This is a genomic window from Tateyamaria pelophila, from assembly GCF_019966495.1.
Lineage (GTDB): Bacteria > Pseudomonadota > Alphaproteobacteria > Rhodobacterales > Rhodobacteraceae > Tateyamaria > Tateyamaria pelophila.
In genome coordinates this window covers 16,898-32,414 of sequence record NZ_JAIMIA010000006.1, presented here as the reverse complement: position 1 = coordinate 32,414, position 15,517 = coordinate 16,898, and the positions used below count along the sequence as shown (strand labels likewise).

At 60.6% G+C, this 15,517-nt stretch carries 16 protein-coding genes; 6 read left to right on the top strand and 10 right to left on the bottom strand.

Features of this window, described 5'->3' with window-relative positions; all coding sequences use genetic code 11:
- The first annotated feature begins 7 nt into the window (after positions 1 to 7).
- From LC354_RS03630 to LC354_RS03605, 6 genes are all read left to right on the top strand, one after another.
- Positions 8 to 733, top strand: a complete 726-nt coding sequence (locus LC354_RS03630) for an SDR family NAD(P)-dependent oxidoreductase (RefSeq protein WP_223421481.1) — start codon at positions 8 to 10, stop codon at positions 731 to 733.
- 207 nt (positions 734 to 940) lie between these two features.
- On the top strand, positions 941 to 1,681 hold the full coding sequence (locus tag LC354_RS03625) for a glucose 1-dehydrogenase (protein ID WP_223421480.1): 741 nt from the start codon (positions 941 to 943) through the stop codon (positions 1,679 to 1,681).
- Positions 1,678 to 2,028, top strand: a complete 351-nt coding sequence (locus LC354_RS03620; RefSeq protein ID WP_223421479.1) for a cupin domain-containing protein — start codon at positions 1,678 to 1,680, stop codon at positions 2,026 to 2,028. Before LC354_RS03625 ends, LC354_RS03620 begins: the two co-directional genes overlap by 4 nt.
- A 58-nt stretch (positions 2,029 to 2,086) precedes the next feature.
- Entirely contained in the window at positions 2,087 to 3,091 is a 1,005-nt protein-coding gene (locus LC354_RS03615; protein WP_223421478.1) for a P1 family peptidase, read from the top strand.
- Entirely contained in the window at positions 3,078 to 3,869 is a 792-nt protein-coding gene (locus tag LC354_RS03610; protein ID WP_223421477.1) for an alpha/beta fold hydrolase, read from the top strand. Before LC354_RS03615 ends, LC354_RS03610 begins: the two co-directional genes overlap by 14 nt.
- Positions 3,870 to 3,878: 9 nt before the next feature.
- On the top strand, positions 3,879 to 5,240 hold the full coding sequence (locus tag LC354_RS03605; protein ID WP_223421476.1) for a tetratricopeptide repeat protein: 1,362 nt from the start codon (positions 3,879 to 3,881) through the stop codon (positions 5,238 to 5,240).
- Positions 5,241 to 5,390: 150 nt separating this feature from the next.
- Here LC354_RS03605 and dxs read toward each other — a convergent pair whose 3' ends face one another.
- From dxs to LC354_RS03555, 10 genes are all read right to left on the bottom strand, one after another.
- A complete protein-coding gene (dxs, locus tag LC354_RS03600; RefSeq protein WP_223421475.1) occupies positions 5,391 to 7,310 on the bottom strand; it encodes a 1-deoxy-D-xylulose-5-phosphate synthase in 1,920 nt (639 codons plus the stop codon).
- 253 nt (positions 7,311 to 7,563) lie between these two features.
- Complete coding sequence (pufC, locus tag LC354_RS03595) at positions 7,564 to 8,679, bottom strand: photosynthetic reaction center cytochrome PufC (RefSeq protein WP_223421474.1); 1,116 nt, start codon at positions 8,677 to 8,679, stop codon at positions 7,564 to 7,566.
- 1 nt (position 8,680) lies between these two features.
- Positions 8,681 to 9,667, bottom strand: coding sequence for a photosynthetic reaction center subunit M (gene pufM, locus LC354_RS03590; protein ID WP_223421473.1), 987 nt, complete (start codon positions 9,665 to 9,667; stop codon positions 8,681 to 8,683).
- Positions 9,668 to 9,669: 2 nt separating this feature from the next.
- Positions 9,670 to 10,518, bottom strand: a complete 849-nt coding sequence (gene pufL, locus LC354_RS03585) for a photosynthetic reaction center subunit L (protein WP_223421472.1) — start codon at positions 10,516 to 10,518, stop codon at positions 9,670 to 9,672.
- 140 nt (positions 10,519 to 10,658) lie between these two features.
- On the bottom strand, positions 10,659 to 10,817 hold the full coding sequence (gene pufA / locus LC354_RS03580; protein ID WP_187429532.1) for a light-harvesting antenna LH1, alpha subunit: 159 nt from the start codon (positions 10,815 to 10,817) through the stop codon (positions 10,659 to 10,661).
- A gap of 15 nt (positions 10,818 to 10,832) precedes the next feature.
- On the bottom strand, positions 10,833 to 10,976 hold the full coding sequence (pufB, locus tag LC354_RS03575; protein WP_223421471.1) for a light-harvesting antenna LH1, beta subunit: 144 nt from the start codon (positions 10,974 to 10,976) through the stop codon (positions 10,833 to 10,835).
- A gap of 159 nt (positions 10,977 to 11,135) precedes the next feature.
- A complete protein-coding gene (pufQ, locus tag LC354_RS03570) occupies positions 11,136 to 11,369 on the bottom strand; it encodes a cytochrome PufQ (protein ID WP_223421470.1) in 234 nt (77 codons plus the stop codon).
- Positions 11,362 to 12,855, bottom strand: coding sequence for a chlorophyllide a reductase subunit Z (gene bchZ, locus LC354_RS03565; protein WP_223421469.1), 1,494 nt, complete (start codon positions 12,853 to 12,855; stop codon positions 11,362 to 11,364). The genes pufQ and bchZ overlap by 8 nt, the downstream gene beginning before the upstream one ends.
- Before the next feature lie 94 nt (positions 12,856 to 12,949).
- Positions 12,950 to 14,518: a chlorophyllide a reductase subunit Y gene (bchY, locus tag LC354_RS03560; protein ID WP_223421468.1), complete on the bottom strand. Its 1,569-nt coding sequence runs from the start codon at positions 14,516 to 14,518 to the stop codon at positions 12,950 to 12,952.
- Positions 14,515 to 15,516: a chlorophyllide a reductase iron protein subunit X gene (locus LC354_RS03555; protein WP_223421467.1), complete on the bottom strand. Its 1,002-nt coding sequence runs from the start codon at positions 15,514 to 15,516 to the stop codon at positions 14,515 to 14,517. The genes bchY and LC354_RS03555 overlap by 4 nt, the downstream gene beginning before the upstream one ends.
- Position 15,517 lies beyond the last annotated feature (1 nt).

The window sequence follows — 15,517 nt, the reverse complement described above, 5'->3', positions numbered from 1 at the left end:
CGACTGCATGATTTTTGAAAACCGATTCAAGGGCCGCCATGCGGTCATCACCGGCGGGGCAGCCGGGCTTGGTGAAGGCATCGCGACACGTATCGCCGCCGAAGGAGGCAGCGTCGAAGTCTGGGATATCGACCCCGGCGCACTTGCGGCGGTCGACCGCGATCGGACAAGCACCCGCCAGATCGATGTAACCGATGCGGCGGCCGTCGCCGCTGCTATGGCAGAGACCAATCCCGATATCCTTGTCTGTTCCGCCGGGATCACCGGGCCCAACACCACCACATGGGACTATCCGATCGACGACTGGCTGAAGGTGCATGACCTGAACCTGAATGCGATCTTTTATTGCTGCCGCGCCGCAGCACCGATCATGCAGGCCAAGGGCTGGGGCCGGATCGTCAACATCGCGTCCATTGCGGGCAAAGAGGGCAACCCCAACGCCTCGGCCTATTCCACGTCCAAAGCCGGTGTCATCGGGCTGACCAAATCGCTGGGCAAGGAACTGGCCACATCCGGCGTCACCGCAAACGCTATTGCGCCCGCCGCCGTGCATACCGCGATCTTTGACCAGATGACGCAGGAGCACATCGACTTCATGCAATCCAAAATCCCCATGGGCCGCTTTGGCACGGTCAATGAAATTGCCGCCATGGCCTGTTGGCTGGCGTCAGAAGAAGCGAGCTTTACCACCGGATTCTGCTTTGATCAGTCGGGCGGGCGGGCTACCTACTGATGCGGATTGCGGGGAACGGCTTTTGTTGAGAACGCAAAGGCGGGATGGCGGAGCGATCTGCTCCTGCCACGTATGCTTTTCCGCTAGTATCCATCACCTAACAGCCCATGCGCGGTAATGGGCTTGAAAACGCAGCCCACCTGCTGGAGCATGATGCGTATGACGCCTTTTTCACCCACACGCACCACTTGATACCGGAGACCCCACATGCAACTTGACGGCAAAACCGCCATTGTCACCGGAGCGGCCAGCGGCTTTGGCCACGGCATCGCACGCGCCTTCGCCGCGGCAGGAGCCCGCGTTATAGTGGCCGACCTGAACCACGACGGCGCCAAGACCGTTGCACAGGAAATCGACGGCATAGCGGTGCAGGTCGACGTCTCAAACGGAAGTTCCGTTCAGGCAATGGCGGATCAGGCGCTCGCCAGCTTCGGACACGTCGATATCCTCGTGAACAACGCGGGCATCACCCACCTGCCCCAAGCCCTCGAAGAGGTGAGCGAGGACGATTTTGACCGCGTCCTCGCCGTCAACGCCAAGTCGGTGTATTTGACGGCCCGCAGTCTCGTGCCACATTTCAAATCCCGTAAGTCGGGTGCCATCCTCAACATCGCCTCCACCGCAGGCGTCTCCCCGCGACCTCGCCTGAACTGGTACAATGCGTCCAAGGGCTGGATGATCACCGCAACCAAGGCGATGGCCGTGGAACTGGCCCCCGAGGGCATCCGCGTCAACGCGTTGAACCCGGTGGCGGGCGAAACCCCCCTGCTCAAAAGCTTCATGGGCGAAGACACGCCAGAGATTCGCGCCAAATTCCTCGCCACCATCCCTCTGGGGCGCTTTTCGACGCCCGAAGACATGGGGGCGGCCGCAACATTCCTGTGCTCGGACGCGGCTTCGATGATCACCGGCGTAGCTTTGGAAGTGGACGGAGGGCGCTGCATATGAAACCGATCAACCTCAACGAAAAGCTCGCCCAATTCGGCAGCCACTGGGACCCGCACGTGGTTGCCGATTATAACGACAACGATGTGATGGTGGTCAAATTCCAGGGCGAATTCCCTTTCCACCTGCACGAAGACACCGATGATTTCTTTCTCGTCCTGGACGGCGAAATGATAATGGACCTCGAAGAGGAGAGCCATCTGGTCAAAACCGGTGAGCTGTTCGTCGTTCCAAAAGGCATCACCCACCGCCCGCGCGCCGCACACGAATGCAAGGTGCTGCTAATCGAACCCAAGGGCGAACCGAACACCGGCGATCCGGCCACAGCCGCCCCCAAACCGCGGATCTGAATGCGCCACCGTCCCCTTCTCTGTTCCAAAAAATCCCCGCCGGAGGCATGAAATCAAAATGATCCCAGGCCCGCAAAACGCAATCACGGATATCGCCGGGCTCAAGGTCGGCAACGCGCAGGACGCCGCGCTGAAATCCGGCGTGACGGTTCTGACGGCAGATGCACCTTTCACCGCCTCCGTAGCTGTCATGGGCGGAGCGCCGGGCACGCGCGAAACCGATCTTCTGGCCCCGGACAAATCCGTCGCCAAAGTTGATGCACTGGTGCTGTCAGGTGGCTCTGCCTATGGGCTGGATGCCTGTTCCGGCGTTGTTGCCGGTTTGCGGGCGCAAGGGCGTGGATTTCAAGTGGGCAACGCGATTATCCCGCTGGTGCCCGGTGCGATCATATTTGATCTGCTCTCCGGCGGCGATCACACCTGGTCCGAAACACCCTACCCGGCGCTTGGGCGCACAGCTTTCGAGGCCATCACAACAACAACACCCATCGGCACAATCGGTGCCGGCACCGGGGCAATGACGGCCATGATGAAAGGCGGGCTCGGCACGGCTTCCCTCACCCTGGATAATAGGATCACCGTTGGCGCACTGGTCGCCGCCAACCCCATGGGCAGCGTGACAACACCGGGCGAGCGGCACTTCTGGGCCGCGCCGTTCGAAATTGACAGCGAATTCGGTGGGCTCGGTCCGGATCCCGCCACAGGGCTTGGGCGCAGCCTCGAAAGCCGCAAACTCACGGCCATGGCCGAGCGCTCCAACACCACAATCGCCATCGTCGCCACAAACGCAGCGCTCGACAAGGCGCAATGCCAGCGCGTCGCCTGGGCGGCCCATGACGGGATCGGGCGTGCCTGCGTCCCGGCCCACAGTCCCGGCGACGGCGATCTGATTTTTGCCGCTGCAACCGGCGAGATCCCTTTGACCTGCGAGCGCGATCTGGCCCTGATCGGTCACGCCGCCGCGCTGTGCCTGAGCCGCGCCATCGCACGTGGCGTCTATGCCGCAACCCCTGCCCCAAACGACCTGCTGCCAACCTGGAGCCAGATCAATGCCCAATCTTGACCGCCCCGATCTGTCTCTGCACTATGAAATGACCGGCAACGGCCCGCCGCTCCTGATGCTGGCCGGGTTCATGTCGGATCACGCCAGTTGGACACCGCTGGTGCCTCTGCTGAGCGCGCACTTCACCTGCATCCGTCCCGACAACCGGACGACCGGGCGAACGACACCCTGGGACGCGCCTGTCTCGATCACCCATATGGCGGATGACGCCACCGCGCTGATGGATCACCTCGGCCATGAGCGCTTTCACGTGGTGGGGCACTCCATGGGCGGGATTATTGCGCTGGACATCGCTCATCAGACGCCCGCACGCGTTGCCTCAGCCTCTGTCGCCGCCTCGGCCCCCGTCAGACTGCCACGAAACACCGCGCTCTTTGCCAGCCTGATCGCCATCCGGCGCAGCAACGCCGCTCCCGATACATGGCTGCGCGCGCTGTTTCCGTGGCTTTTCAATCCGGACCTCTACAAAAATCCCGATGCCGTGGAAACGGCCGTCGCCGAAAGCCTCGCCTACCCGCACGGGCAAAGCGCAGATGCCATGGAACATCAACTGACCGCCCTGCGCGACTTTGATGGCAAGTTACTTGCACACCCCGCCTGCCCCGCGCAGGCGTTGATGGGCGCGGTTGATCTGCTTATCCCGCCGCCCCATATCAAAGCAGTGCTCGGGCATCTGCCGCACCACATCATCGACGGGGCCGGGCATTCGATCCACTGGGACGCACCGGACGCAGTGGCCGGGCACATCGTCGCCTTCGCCAAGCAGAACAGCATCTAAGGACAACATATGCACGATCTCTACGGCCTGCCCATCACCTGCGAGATCGATGCCACGCGGCAGGGCATCGACGACTTCGTGCACGGGTTCATCAGTTTTCAACCCAAGGCGGCCAACGTGATCGACGTGGCCAGGGCGGACGCGGACAATGGGCTGGCCAACGCCTACGCCGCCATCCTCTACATGTTGCTCGAAGCACCGATTGCGCCCAAACTCGCCGCCCCCTTCCTCGCCAACGCGCGCAAGGCCACCGGGCTGACAGCCCGCGAACAGGCCGCGGTCGAGGCGGCACGGCTTTTTGTAGCCGGCAAGATCCCGAAACTGATCGAACTGTGCGAAGCCACGGTCAGCGCCTATCCCCGCGACATGGTCATGCTCAAACTCGGCCAGTACCACACATTCAACATCGGCGATTTCCCCGCCATGTTGCGGATCGCGCACAAAGCCCAGCCAGAGGCGGCTGACATTGCTTATGCCCATGGCATGCTGGCCTTCGGCTTCGAGGAATGCCACCTGCTCGACGAGGCCGAAGCCGCCGCGCGCCATGCCCTGACGATTGACCCGTCAGAACCCTGGGCTCATCACGCATTGGCACATATCTACCTGACCCGCGGACAAGTGGCCGAAGGCACGGCCTTCCTGGAATCCGTCGCCCATCACTGGAGCGAGCTCAACAGCTTCATGCACAGCCACAATTGGTGGCATCTCGCGCTCTTCTACATCTCCACCGGGCGGACTGATGATCTGCTGAAAACCTATGACACCCATGTGTGGGGACTGGCCAAGGACTATTCGCAGGATCAGGTGGGCGCGGTCTCCCTGCTGGCGCGGATGGAGTTCGCGGGCATCAATGTAGGTGACCGCTGGAACGACGTTGCCGATCACATCGCCAAACGGGGCGCCGATACGGTCAGCCCTTTCCTGACGCTGCAATACCTCTACGCGCTGGGGCGCACCGGAAGACCCGAGGCGGAAACGCTGTTACACGCCATCGAAGCGCGGGCCGAAGATACCACGCAACACGACCACGCAGCTTGGCGCGACGTGGCGCTGTGGGCCGCCCACGGCATTGCCGCTCACGCCGCAGGAGACGACGACGATGCGATTCGCTTTCTCTCAAAAGCCCTGCCCAGACTGGCCGAAACAGGTGGCAGCCATGCGCAGCGCGACCTTTTCGAGCAAATCCACCTTGACGCGCTGATCCGCTCGGGCCGGTCCAGCCGGGCACAACAGGTCCTCGAAATGCGGCGCAGCTATGATCCCGACGGCGTACCGCTCAATCGGATGCTGGCAGACGCCTACGACAAGTCAGGTTTGCCAGAGCAGGCCAACATCGCCCGGAAACGATCCAGACTTCATCTTGCCAAATAAACTCCGGGGTATGGGGCAGAGCCCCATATGCGCAGACGCCGCAGGTGGCTGCAAAACATCAAGCCGCGCGCATGCGCGTCCATTCCGACGGATCATGTGCTGCAACCGCCGGAACCTCCGGCGGGGATATTTTTAGCCAAGAGAGTCCCCTCAGGCACCGCGTTTCATATCCACCACATTGCCTGAGACTTGACCAAGAGCCGCTTTCACCGTCTCGATAATTCCATCGGCGTTCAACCCCGCGGCCGCATACATCTCATCCGGTCCGGCCTGGTCAATGAACACATCCGGTAGATGCATACTGCGCACTTTCAATCCTTGGTCCAATAGCCCTTCGGCGGCCATCGCTTGCAAGACCATCGCGCCAAAGCCACCCATGGCACCCTGTTCGACAGTCACCAGTACAGCGTGACGGGCCGCAAGATCGCGGATCATCTCCATATCCAGTGGCTTGGCAAACCGGGCATCCGCGATGCTGACGGACAGGCCCTCGGCTTCCAGCACAGCAGCCGCTTTCTCACATTCGTCCAGATGGGTGCCCAGCGACAGCAAGGCCACATCCGTCCCGTCCTGGATCATCCGCCCCTTGCCGATCTCCAGGATCTCGCCGCGCTCGGGCATCTCCACCCCGCGTCCGTTGCCACGCGGATAGCGGAACGCAATCGGACCGCTGTCATAATCCGCCGCAGTCGTGACCATATGCAGCAATTCGGCCTCGTCTGACGCCGCCATGACAACCATCCCCGGCAATGCCGCCAGATAGCCGATATCAAAGGATCCCGCGTGCGTGGCCCCGTCGGCGCCCACCAGACCCGCCCGGTCGATGGCAAAGCGCACCGGCAACCCTTGCAAGGCCACATCATGCACCACCTGATCATAGCCCCGTTGCAGGAACGTCGAGTAAATCGCGCAGAACGGTTTCAGTCCCGAAGCCGCCATCGCCGCCGCAAAGGTGACGCCGTGTTGCTCTGCGATCCCCACGTCAAAGACACGGGCCGGGAAACGCTCCATCATCTTGTCGAGACCGGTGCCCCCCGGCATCGCCGCCGTAACCGCCACGATCCTGGGATCCTGGGCGGCAAGGTCGCATAAGGTAGAACCGAAGACCGATGTATAGGACGGCGCATTGCTTTTGCCTTTGGACTGCGCACCCGTCTCCACGTTGAATTTGGACACACCGTGATATTTGTCTGCAGACCCTTCGGCGGGGGCATAGCCCTTGCCTTTGATCGTACAGGCATGGATCAGAACAGGACCGGTTGCACGGGCACGAGCCGCGCGCAAAACCGACATCACCTGCCCCATGTCGTGCCCGTCAATCGGACCGATATAATCAAACCCGAGCTCTTCAAAAAACGTGCCTTTGCCCTCGACACCCGTGACCATCTCACGGGCCCGCCGGGCCCCATCGCGCACAGGTTTGGGCAGCGCTGCCTCGACGCCTTCGGCAAGGGCCTGCAACGGCGCAAGCGGTGAGTTGCGGCCCAGACTCGACAGATACGTGCTCATCGCGCCGGTCGGCGGTGCAATCGACATTTCATTGTCGTTCAGGATGACGAACAAACGGCGGCCCTCGTGACCCGCATTGTTCAACGCTTCATAGGCCATGCCGGCACTGATGGAGCCATCCCCGATCACGGCGATCGCATCGCCGGTGGGCATCCCCATATCGCGGCCAACCGTAAAGCCCAAAGCGGCGGAAATGGACGTGGACGAATGCGCCGCGCCAAAGGGGTCGTACTCGCTCTCCGCGCGTTTGGTAAAGCCGCTCAGCCCGTCTTTCTGGCGCAACGTGCCCATGCGGTCGCGGCGGCCCGTCAGGATCTTGTGCGGGTAACACTGGTGACCCACGTCCCAGATCAGCTTGTCGCGCGGGGTGTCAAAAACGGCATGAATGCCCACGGTCAGTTCCACGACGCCCAATGACGATCCCAGATGGCCACCCGTCCGGCTGACCGCCTCGATCACGTCTGATCGCAACTCGTGCGCCACTTGCGTCAGTTCCTTGTCTGACATCTTCCTGAGGTCGGCCGGGCCCGCGACGCGGTCCAATAAAGGGGTCTGAGACATTGCGCACATCCTTTCACGTTGCAGCCTCCCCGCCTTGCCCGCGGGTCCAAGAGGCAAATAGGCGCCGTGCCGGAAATTATTCAAGCACGGCGCCAGGTTCCTGTAGCCAACAGGAAGGGAACCGGGATCTTGCAATCCCGCACCCGGACCAAGGAAGCCAATGGTCCGCGCCTGGCGTCACGGGGCAGACTTGATGCGCCCCGCAGCATCTTCACCGCACAGGCGGGGGAGGGTACCCCCCCGCCTTGGCGGCTCATTCGTAGACCGGCGCTCCGGGCGCTGCCAGTTCAGGCCAGTCAGCGATCATGTTCAGACCCTGCAAAGGACGTTGATATCCTTTATGGCAGGTCTTGCATGCCGCTTTGGGCGCATCTGCATAGATCGGGCCGAGGCGCTCTGGCGGATAGACATCCTGCAGCGGTACCAGATAATCGGCATTCAAGGATTGAACCATCGCGATGCCGAGGCTCGCCGTAGACCACTGCGGCGTGTTTTGCGCACCGTCATAGAACGCACGGCTGTTGTGACAGAAGACACAGTTCACCCCAAGACTATTGGAGAAATAGTTCATCAGCGAATAGGTCCGCTCCGTGTTCTGTATGGCGGCAACGCCGTCAAATCCCGGCACACCGGCCTCGCGGCTTACGAGCGAATGCACAGCAATCACCTCGGCATCTTCGAGGTACTTTTCCAACGCATCCGATGGCAGTGAGGTCGATTGGCTCTGAGAGGTGGCACGGTTCTGGTTCGCGGACCACCCCGCGACATTCTCGTTGACCGGACTTATGCGGAACCAGATGTCGCTCGGGACATTCTCGCCGCGGTGGCAGGTATAGCAGTTGACCCCCACTTCGGCGACGGCGTTCACATGGCCGTACCAGTCGTCATTGATCGTCTGCGTCATCTGGATCATGCGGCGCGCGACAACCTTGGTATAAAGATCATCAGCCCCGTATTCCGACACATCCACATCGCCGTGGCAATAGGCGCAGCCTTCGTCCGGCGACACCCACTGCGTCATGGCCAGCATGAGGCGGTTGAAGTTGTCATCGGTCAGATCACCCAGCACCTGAACATTTTCGTAAATGTCCTTCGCCAGTTCCTCGCCACCTTCCGGCACATAGGGCGCCTCCGTGTAGTACTCCTCGATCGAAGGATCGGGCGCCAGACGGGCCACGTTGAACTCCGGAACCGACATCCCCGTACCGCGTGGGCCGGTTTGCAGAGAGGCCGTTTGCGCCGGGTTGCCCCATGTAACGACCAAGGCCGCCACGAAGACTGCGCTTCCGATTGCACCGACCAGGATCGCCGGACCAAAGATGTTGGTCGGGTTATCCGCGTTCCATTTATCGAACCACTTGGGAAACATATCAGTTCTCCTTCCCAATGAAGGCTTCGTAGGACCCGTAGTCTTCGTAGCCATAAGCGCCATCATACATCGGTGCAAAATTGTGCTCTTGCGCCCAGATGAACCAGTTGTCGACGACTGTGCCGGTCAGCAGGATCCCGATACCGCCCGTGATCGGGGTAAGGACTGCGAACCACCACGCCCAGCGGTGGATTCCTTCCATGGTGGCGTTGAAGCCCATGGTCCAGCGCCAGAACAATGCCGCCCGTTCGGTTGCCGTGCCGCGGTCATAGATCTGCTCCAACTCACGGTCGCCGCCGTAACGGGTGACCGCCAGAATGGTACCGCCATGCATCGCAAAGAGCAGGACAGATCCATACAGAAACACGATCGAAAGACAGTGGAACGGGTTGTAGTACAGGTTGCCGTAGCGGATCGAGAAGGCCGTCGTCCAATCCAGGTGCGGGAAGATCCCGTAAGGCACCGCCTCGCTCCACGATCCCATCAGGATCGGACGGAACAGACCGAGGACAAGGATCAGCCACAACAGGGCACCAAAGGCCCAGGCGAGGTGCTTGCCCATCTTGTGCTCTTGCGCCAGTTGATAGGTCCGCAACCACCAGGTTACACAGCCCACCAGAAAGAACATGCCCGCGATTATGAACGCACCACCTTCATTCAGCGGCGGTATGCTCAGACCGTATTCAGGGCCCGGAGGTTCAAGCGCCAGCCAGAACAGCTGCCGGAGGAATTCAGGTACCGACCATCCGACCTGCGCCAACATCGAAAAGCCAACGATGTTGAACCAGATCATGAAGCAGACCGCCGAGATGACGCCGTAGCTGCTGACGTTGATCGGTCCGATTTGCGCATTGCCGAAAAGGCCGAAGAGCTTGGAAAAGAACGGTTTGCCGGCGCGCTCTGCGCTCATCTCTCCGCTGTCGTCCATACCCCATTCGGGCTTGCCCTGGACCTGCACCTGCGTGAAAATATTCTGATACTCAATCATGCTTACATCCCCACTGGCATCGGGTTCGCACCCCAGATCGGCAGCTCAAGCCACCAGTTCCACCACTCCGGCCAACCGGCCGTCCAGACCGGGCCTGAAATGATGATGCAGACCGCCGAGAAAAAGACCGCGTTCAGCGCCAGCAGATACCCCACGCGGTGGATGCCCAATGTGCCGACCGAATAGCCGATATAATCGCGGAAAAACGTATCTTCGTGATCCGGGGTCTTGGCCTCTTCGCCCTTTTCAGGGTTGGCCGCCGACAGGATCAGCCCGCCATGCAGCGCCAGCGCGATCGTGGTGGTAAAGAACAACGTTACCGCCAGCATGTGCGCCGGATTGTAATGGAAGTGCAGATAGGCATAGCCGGTGTTGCTCACCCAATCGAGGTGGCTGAAAATTCCGTAGGGAAACCCATGCCCCCACGCCCCCATCAGCAAGGGGCGGAAAATGACCAGCGTCACATAAGCCAGGATCGCAAAGGCGAAACCGACCGGCACATGGTATCCCATACCCAGCTTGCGACAGATCTCGACTTCGCGCAGTGCCCAGCTGATGAACGCACCCGTCGCGCAGAACGTGATGATCTGCCACAGTCCGCCTTCCAAGAGCGGCGCCATGCCCAGACCATAGCTCAGGTCAGGGGGCGCGATATTGATCAGCCAGGGGTTGAACGTGCCCTGCTGGGACGCCCCCCAGAATATCAGAATGGTGCCCAGAAGGCTAAAAAAGGCAGTCGTGACACCGAAAAAACCCACGTAAAAAGGGCCCACCCAGAAGTCGAACAGATCGCCGCCGATCAGCGTCCCTCCGCGGACGCGATACTTTCTTTCGAAGCTGAGCAACGCCATCTTCATAATCTCCACGTTTGACGGGGCGGCCCAATGCAGGGTCGTCAGTCGTCGTTTAAAAAGTGTGGTCGGCTGCGGGCGGGCGATGACGCACTGTTCGCCCCGCCCGCAGCTATGATATGATCCGCTTCAGCGAGATCTTACTGGGCGCTTTGAGCAGCCAGTTCGAACCAGTTGAAGTGTTCCGTGCTCAGCAGGACGAGGTGAATCATCGCCGCCAGCAGGAACAGGAAAACGCCTTGTGCGACAAACACACGGCGGGGATCAAAGATAAGCCAGATCTTGTAGAACTTTGCCATTATTTCAATCCCTCTCTAGAACCACGGACGCCAGATGAACACTGCCAAGTGAGCGACAACCGCCACGGCTGTGAACAGCCAGAGCCCGCTCATGTAGACAGCGTGCAACTCTTGCGCCTGCTCGTCTGTGAGACCTGTGAAAGACAGGTTTTCAGCCATAGTAATTCCTCCGGAATTTTATGCTGACACCGCGCACCCCGCGGCCGGGTCCTTTGGGGCAAGCCCCTCCGGGCTCTGTCCGCCTGTCTCCAGGCGTCCAGTCTCGTGCTTCAGCAGGCGCACACATGCTGAAGAAACTCATATGATTTTTCTGCGCATTCACGCGTTGAAGATCATCGGCGTGATGATCTGCGCTTGCGACCAGGCACGGGCCATCGGTCCTTTGTCTGTAAAACTGCGCGATTTGAACGCGGCCAAGGCCCAGGTCAGGCAGGCCAGCGGCAAAGTCGCCAGAAAGATGATCGCGAAATAGACCATGAACTCGGTCTTGTTCGTTTTGCGCTTTGACTGGGCGTGGGTATGCTCGGCCACATTCGAAGTCATGTCAGTCATGGTTTTCCTCCTCGGAAACAGTCTCAATCGATCCAGCCAGCGTCGGATCGAGGGCGCGCACAGTTTCAATCACAACCCGGTCCGCCCCAGATGCGAGGGCTGCTTGCTCAGCCGCATCGCGCAAGGTTTTTGCTGCGGAAATTCGGGTCAGGATGGGGTGCTGCTCGACAATCTTATCGAGCATGGCCTGCGCATCGGCATCCCATGGGAAGTCGCGTCGCAGGGTCGTCGGGGTCGCCTCGGCCGCATCCATATCGGTAGCCAGAGGCAGAATGTGAAAGAGTGCGTCAAACAGTCCGTTACACACTTCTTGAATAAGATAGGTCGCGCCCGCATATCCCATAAATGGGGTACCTGTGGCCCGCCGAATGGCGGCACCGGGAAACGACGCCGGAATAAAGGCCGGGGCCGGGCCAAAGCCCGCCTTGAGCTCGGCCAGATACATCTTTTCGTTGATGCTGCCCATCACGATCAACGGGCGTTTCTGACTCATCCATGCGCGGACTTCTTCGTTGTTGGTCTTCTTGCCTGCCACGCGGGCCACCGCAAAGGCACAGGGCAGCCCCATGTCGTCCTCGAGGAACTGACGGATGCCGCGGGTGTAGGTCTCGTTTGCAACGATCGCAAAGGACGCTGTGGCAAAGAAATCCTGCGTGACAGACCGCCAGAGGTCCCACACAGGTTTGAGCGTCGAGTGTTTCTCGCGCTCGATAAAAGGTTCGGGGTCGAGGCCCACCAAGGTCCCCAGTGCGCGCAGGAATTTGGTGGTACTCTCGACCCCTATCGGGGCTTGCAAGTATGGCTTGGCAAGAAGCTCACACAATCCACGCCCGAACTCGCGGTACATGCAGATGTTCACATCCGCATTTACCAGATTTCGCATTTCGGCCACATGCGCACCCAGGGGGTGGACCATGTTGACCTCACAGCCGATGCCTTCAACAAGGCGCCGGATCTCGGCCAGATCGGATGGCATATTGAACGTGCCATACATCGGACCAAGGATATTGACGCGAGGACGCGCACCTTCCTCGCGTTTCTTTTCGGGCGGCATGCGCCCTTTCGTCATGCCAAACTCGGTAAAGATCCAGGTCATGGCACGATCCGCCGCTTCCCACTGATCTTCATCAATGGTGCGTGGCAGGAATCTCTGAATGTTGGTGCCCATCGGGGTCACGCCCCCGCCGATCATCTCGGCGATGGAGCCTGTGACAACAACGGCAGGCAATGCCGGATCAAGGGTACCCCAGGCGCGCTTCATCGCGCCCTCGGTCCCGTCACGGCCCAGTTCTTCTTCGCCCAGACCCGTGGTCACGATGGGCAACTCATGGGGCGGCAAGGCATCGGTGTAATGCAACACAGACGTGACCGGTAGGTTCTCACAGCCCACAGGGCCGTCGATGACAACCTGCAACCCCTTGACGGCACAGAACGCATAGACTGCACCCCAATAGCCACCAGCACGATCATGATCCACAATCAGCACGAGGAAACCTCCCCTGCTTCATCTTGCAAGATAAACTCCACGGGGGTTTGGGGGTGTGAAACCCCCAGTCCGACATATGTCGCCTGCGCACCCATCAGATCATCTCCGCCGCTTTGGCAGCCTTGGCCTGACGCTCAAGCTTCTTCTGATTCTGCGCCCGGAAATCGGGACGCACATTCGGCGTACCTTCCCAGACACCTGCCGTATCGCCCGTGCCCACACCTTCAAAAAACGCCTTCATGTGATCCATGCGGGTCTTGTTCCCGATGGCGGCGTTGATGACGGTGGCCAACGATCCGGCCCCGGCCACACCCATCAGGGGACGCGCCGAAATCAGGTTGGTGAAATAGAGGCCGGGAATACCCAGCTCTTTGGCCTTTTGCACAACAGGCGTCGTCCCGATGGCCAGATCGGGCTGAACCGCTTCCATCGCGGCACAGTCGTCTTCCAGCGATGCGCGGAACTTGACCTTGACGCCGCGCGCTTCCAGCCACGCCTGATCGTCCGAATTCCACGGTGTGCGCGGGCAGGCGGTGCCCACATACGGCACATCCGCACCGCTTTCGATCAACAGACGGGCGACCAGCAATTCAGAGCCTTCATAGCCCGACAGCGTGATGGTTCCCAAAATCGGCGTCGCGGCCAAAGCACCTGTGATAGCAGGCAGCACAGCATTCTGCGCTTCGGCAATCTTCTCGGCGCTCACGCCATAAGCGGCCCCGATATTGGCCAGCCACGTGGCGGTGCCGTCCCGGCCCACGGGCGCAGATCCGACAATCGGACGGCCCGCCGCTTCGAACTCACGCACAGAGGCGGTGTAAAACGGATGGATTGCGGCCACGACGGAACAGTCCAGCGCTGCATAAAGTTCACGCCATTCCCGGCACGGCACAACCGGCCCCGCCGCCAGACCCAGAGGCGCCAGCATCTGCCCGATCATCATCGGATCGGCCGGGAACATCTCTCCCAGCATCGCGACGGTCGGGCGATCAGACTTCCCACCCACGGGAGCCGCCACCGGCCCTGCCTCTACCTCGGCACGGGCATAGTTCAGCATTGCTCCAGCCAGAACATCTTTGGCTTCAGCGTGAGTGGGAATACCAAATCCGGGCACGTCGATACCGACGATCCGGACACCATTGATTTCGTTGGGCAGTAGCCGCAACGGCACACCAGAGGCGGTGGGAACACACAGGTTCGTCACCACAATGGCGTCATATTTGTCGGGATCGGCCAGGTCATGCACGCTTTCGCGGATGTCCTCGAACAGTTTTCCGGTCACCAACGTCTCGGAGTTGAAGGGCACATAACCCACCGATCGGCGCGCACCGTAGAAATGCGACACAAAAGTCAGACCGTACACACAGCAGGCCGAGCCACTCAGAACGGTGGCGGTCCGACGCATCCGCAGACCGACGCGCAAGCTGCCAAAGGCAGGGCACATGGATTGCGGCTTGTCGTGCGGGCCTTGCGGATAGTCTGCCGCGAACTTGTCCAGCATCTCGGAGTTGCCAGCCATGCGGGCCGCCTTCTCCATCTCGGAACCGGAGTGGCAGCCGAGGCCGTCCACGCCCGCTTCGACCGCTGGCATCTCGGAGTCCCGCGGATGTCCCACGGTCACCTTTGCCTCAGCGGCGGCGTCATATGTCACCTCATCACTCATGCGTCGTCATACACAACTTCGAGGGACGCGACCGGCTCGGCATTCTTGCCACGCATGTCGATATCCGTTGCCGGGACAAGGACGTAATCGCCGCCCGTCTCGGACGCATCAAACAGGTTCAGCAAGGCGTCGGGGTCCAGCGGAGCCGGACGCACCGGCGGGGCCACGGCCACATTGTCGCCAAGGCTGGCAAACATCGCACCCCATTCAGATTCGGCGGTGCCGACAATCTGATAGTTGGCAGATTTCTTGCGCAGGTCATCGTTCTGCGGGATGGAGGCCAGCACCGGAATGTTGACCGCTTCAGCAAAGGCAGCCGCCTCGCCCGATCCGTCATCCTTGTTGATGACCAGACCGGCCACGCCGACATTGCCGCCCAGCTTGCGGAAATACTCCACCGCCGAACAGACGTTGTTGGCCACATAAAGCGATTGCAAATCATTCGACGCAACCAGGATCACCTTTTGCGCCATGTCGCGCGCGATGGGCAGACCAAAGCCGCCGCAGACCACGTCGCCAAGGAAGTCCAGCAGAACGTAATCAAAGTCCCAATCGTGAAAGCCCAGCTTTTCGAGCAGCTCAAACCCGTGAATGATCCCACGACCCCCACAGCCACGACCGACTTCGGGGCCACCCAGCTCCATGGCGAACACGCCACCGCGCTTGAAGCAGACGTCGCCGATCTTGACCTCTTCACCGGCCAGCTTCTTCTTGGTCGATGTCTCGATGATGGTCGGGCACGCCTTGCCGCCAAACAACAGGCTGGTCGTATCGGATTTCGGGTCGCAGCCAATCAACAGCACGCGCTTGCCCTGCTCGGCCATCATGTGGCTGAGGTTGGCCAGCGTGAACGATTTACCGATGCCGCCCTTGCCATAGATCGCAATGATCTGGGTTTTCGATGTGGGCTCTTCAGAAACGATATCCGCCAGATCCTCATGAGCTTCATCACGCAGGCGTTGATCGAAATCCTTGAGATTCGGTACTTCGTCTTTCACG

Coding starts and splice junctions, on each gene's coding strand:
- LC354_RS03610 (WP_223421477.1), top strand. CDS start 3,078: ATGCCCAATCTTGACCGCCCCGATCTGTCTCTGCACTATGAAATGACC.
- pufC (WP_223421474.1), bottom strand. CDS start 8,679: ATGTTTCCCAAGTGGTTCGATAAATGGAACGCGGATAACCCGACCAAC.
- LC354_RS03605 (WP_223421476.1), top strand. CDS start 3,879: ATGCACGATCTCTACGGCCTGCCCATCACCTGCGAGATCGATGCCACG.
- pufQ (WP_223421470.1), bottom strand. CDS start 11,369: ATGACTGACATGACTTCGAATGTGGCCGAGCATACCCACGCCCAGTCA.
- LC354_RS03620 (WP_223421479.1), top strand. CDS start 1,678: ATGAAACCGATCAACCTCAACGAAAAGCTCGCCCAATTCGGCAGCCAC.
- dxs (WP_223421475.1), bottom strand. CDS start 7,310: ATGTCTCAGACCCCTTTATTGGACCGCGTCGCGGGCCCGGCCGACCTC.
- pufB (WP_223421471.1), bottom strand. CDS start 10,976: ATGGCTGAAAACCTGTCTTTCACAGGTCTCACAGACGAGCAGGCGCAA.
- LC354_RS03615 (WP_223421478.1), top strand. CDS start 2,087: ATGATCCCAGGCCCGCAAAACGCAATCACGGATATCGCCGGGCTCAAG.
- pufA (WP_187429532.1), bottom strand. CDS start 10,817: ATGGCAAAGTTCTACAAGATCTGGCTTATCTTTGATCCCCGCCGTGTG.
- pufM (WP_223421473.1), bottom strand. CDS start 9,667: ATGATTGAGTATCAGAATATTTTCACGCAGGTGCAGGTCCAGGGCAAG.
- LC354_RS03625 (WP_223421480.1), top strand. CDS start 941: ATGCAACTTGACGGCAAAACCGCCATTGTCACCGGAGCGGCCAGCGGC.
- pufL (WP_223421472.1), bottom strand. CDS start 10,518: ATGGCGTTGCTCAGCTTCGAAAGAAAGTATCGCGTCCGCGGAGGGACG.
- bchY (WP_223421468.1), bottom strand. CDS start 14,518: ATGAGTGATGAGGTGACATATGACGCCGCCGCTGAGGCAAAGGTGACC.
- LC354_RS03630 (WP_223421481.1), top strand. CDS start 8: ATGATTTTTGAAAACCGATTCAAGGGCCGCCATGCGGTCATCACCGGC.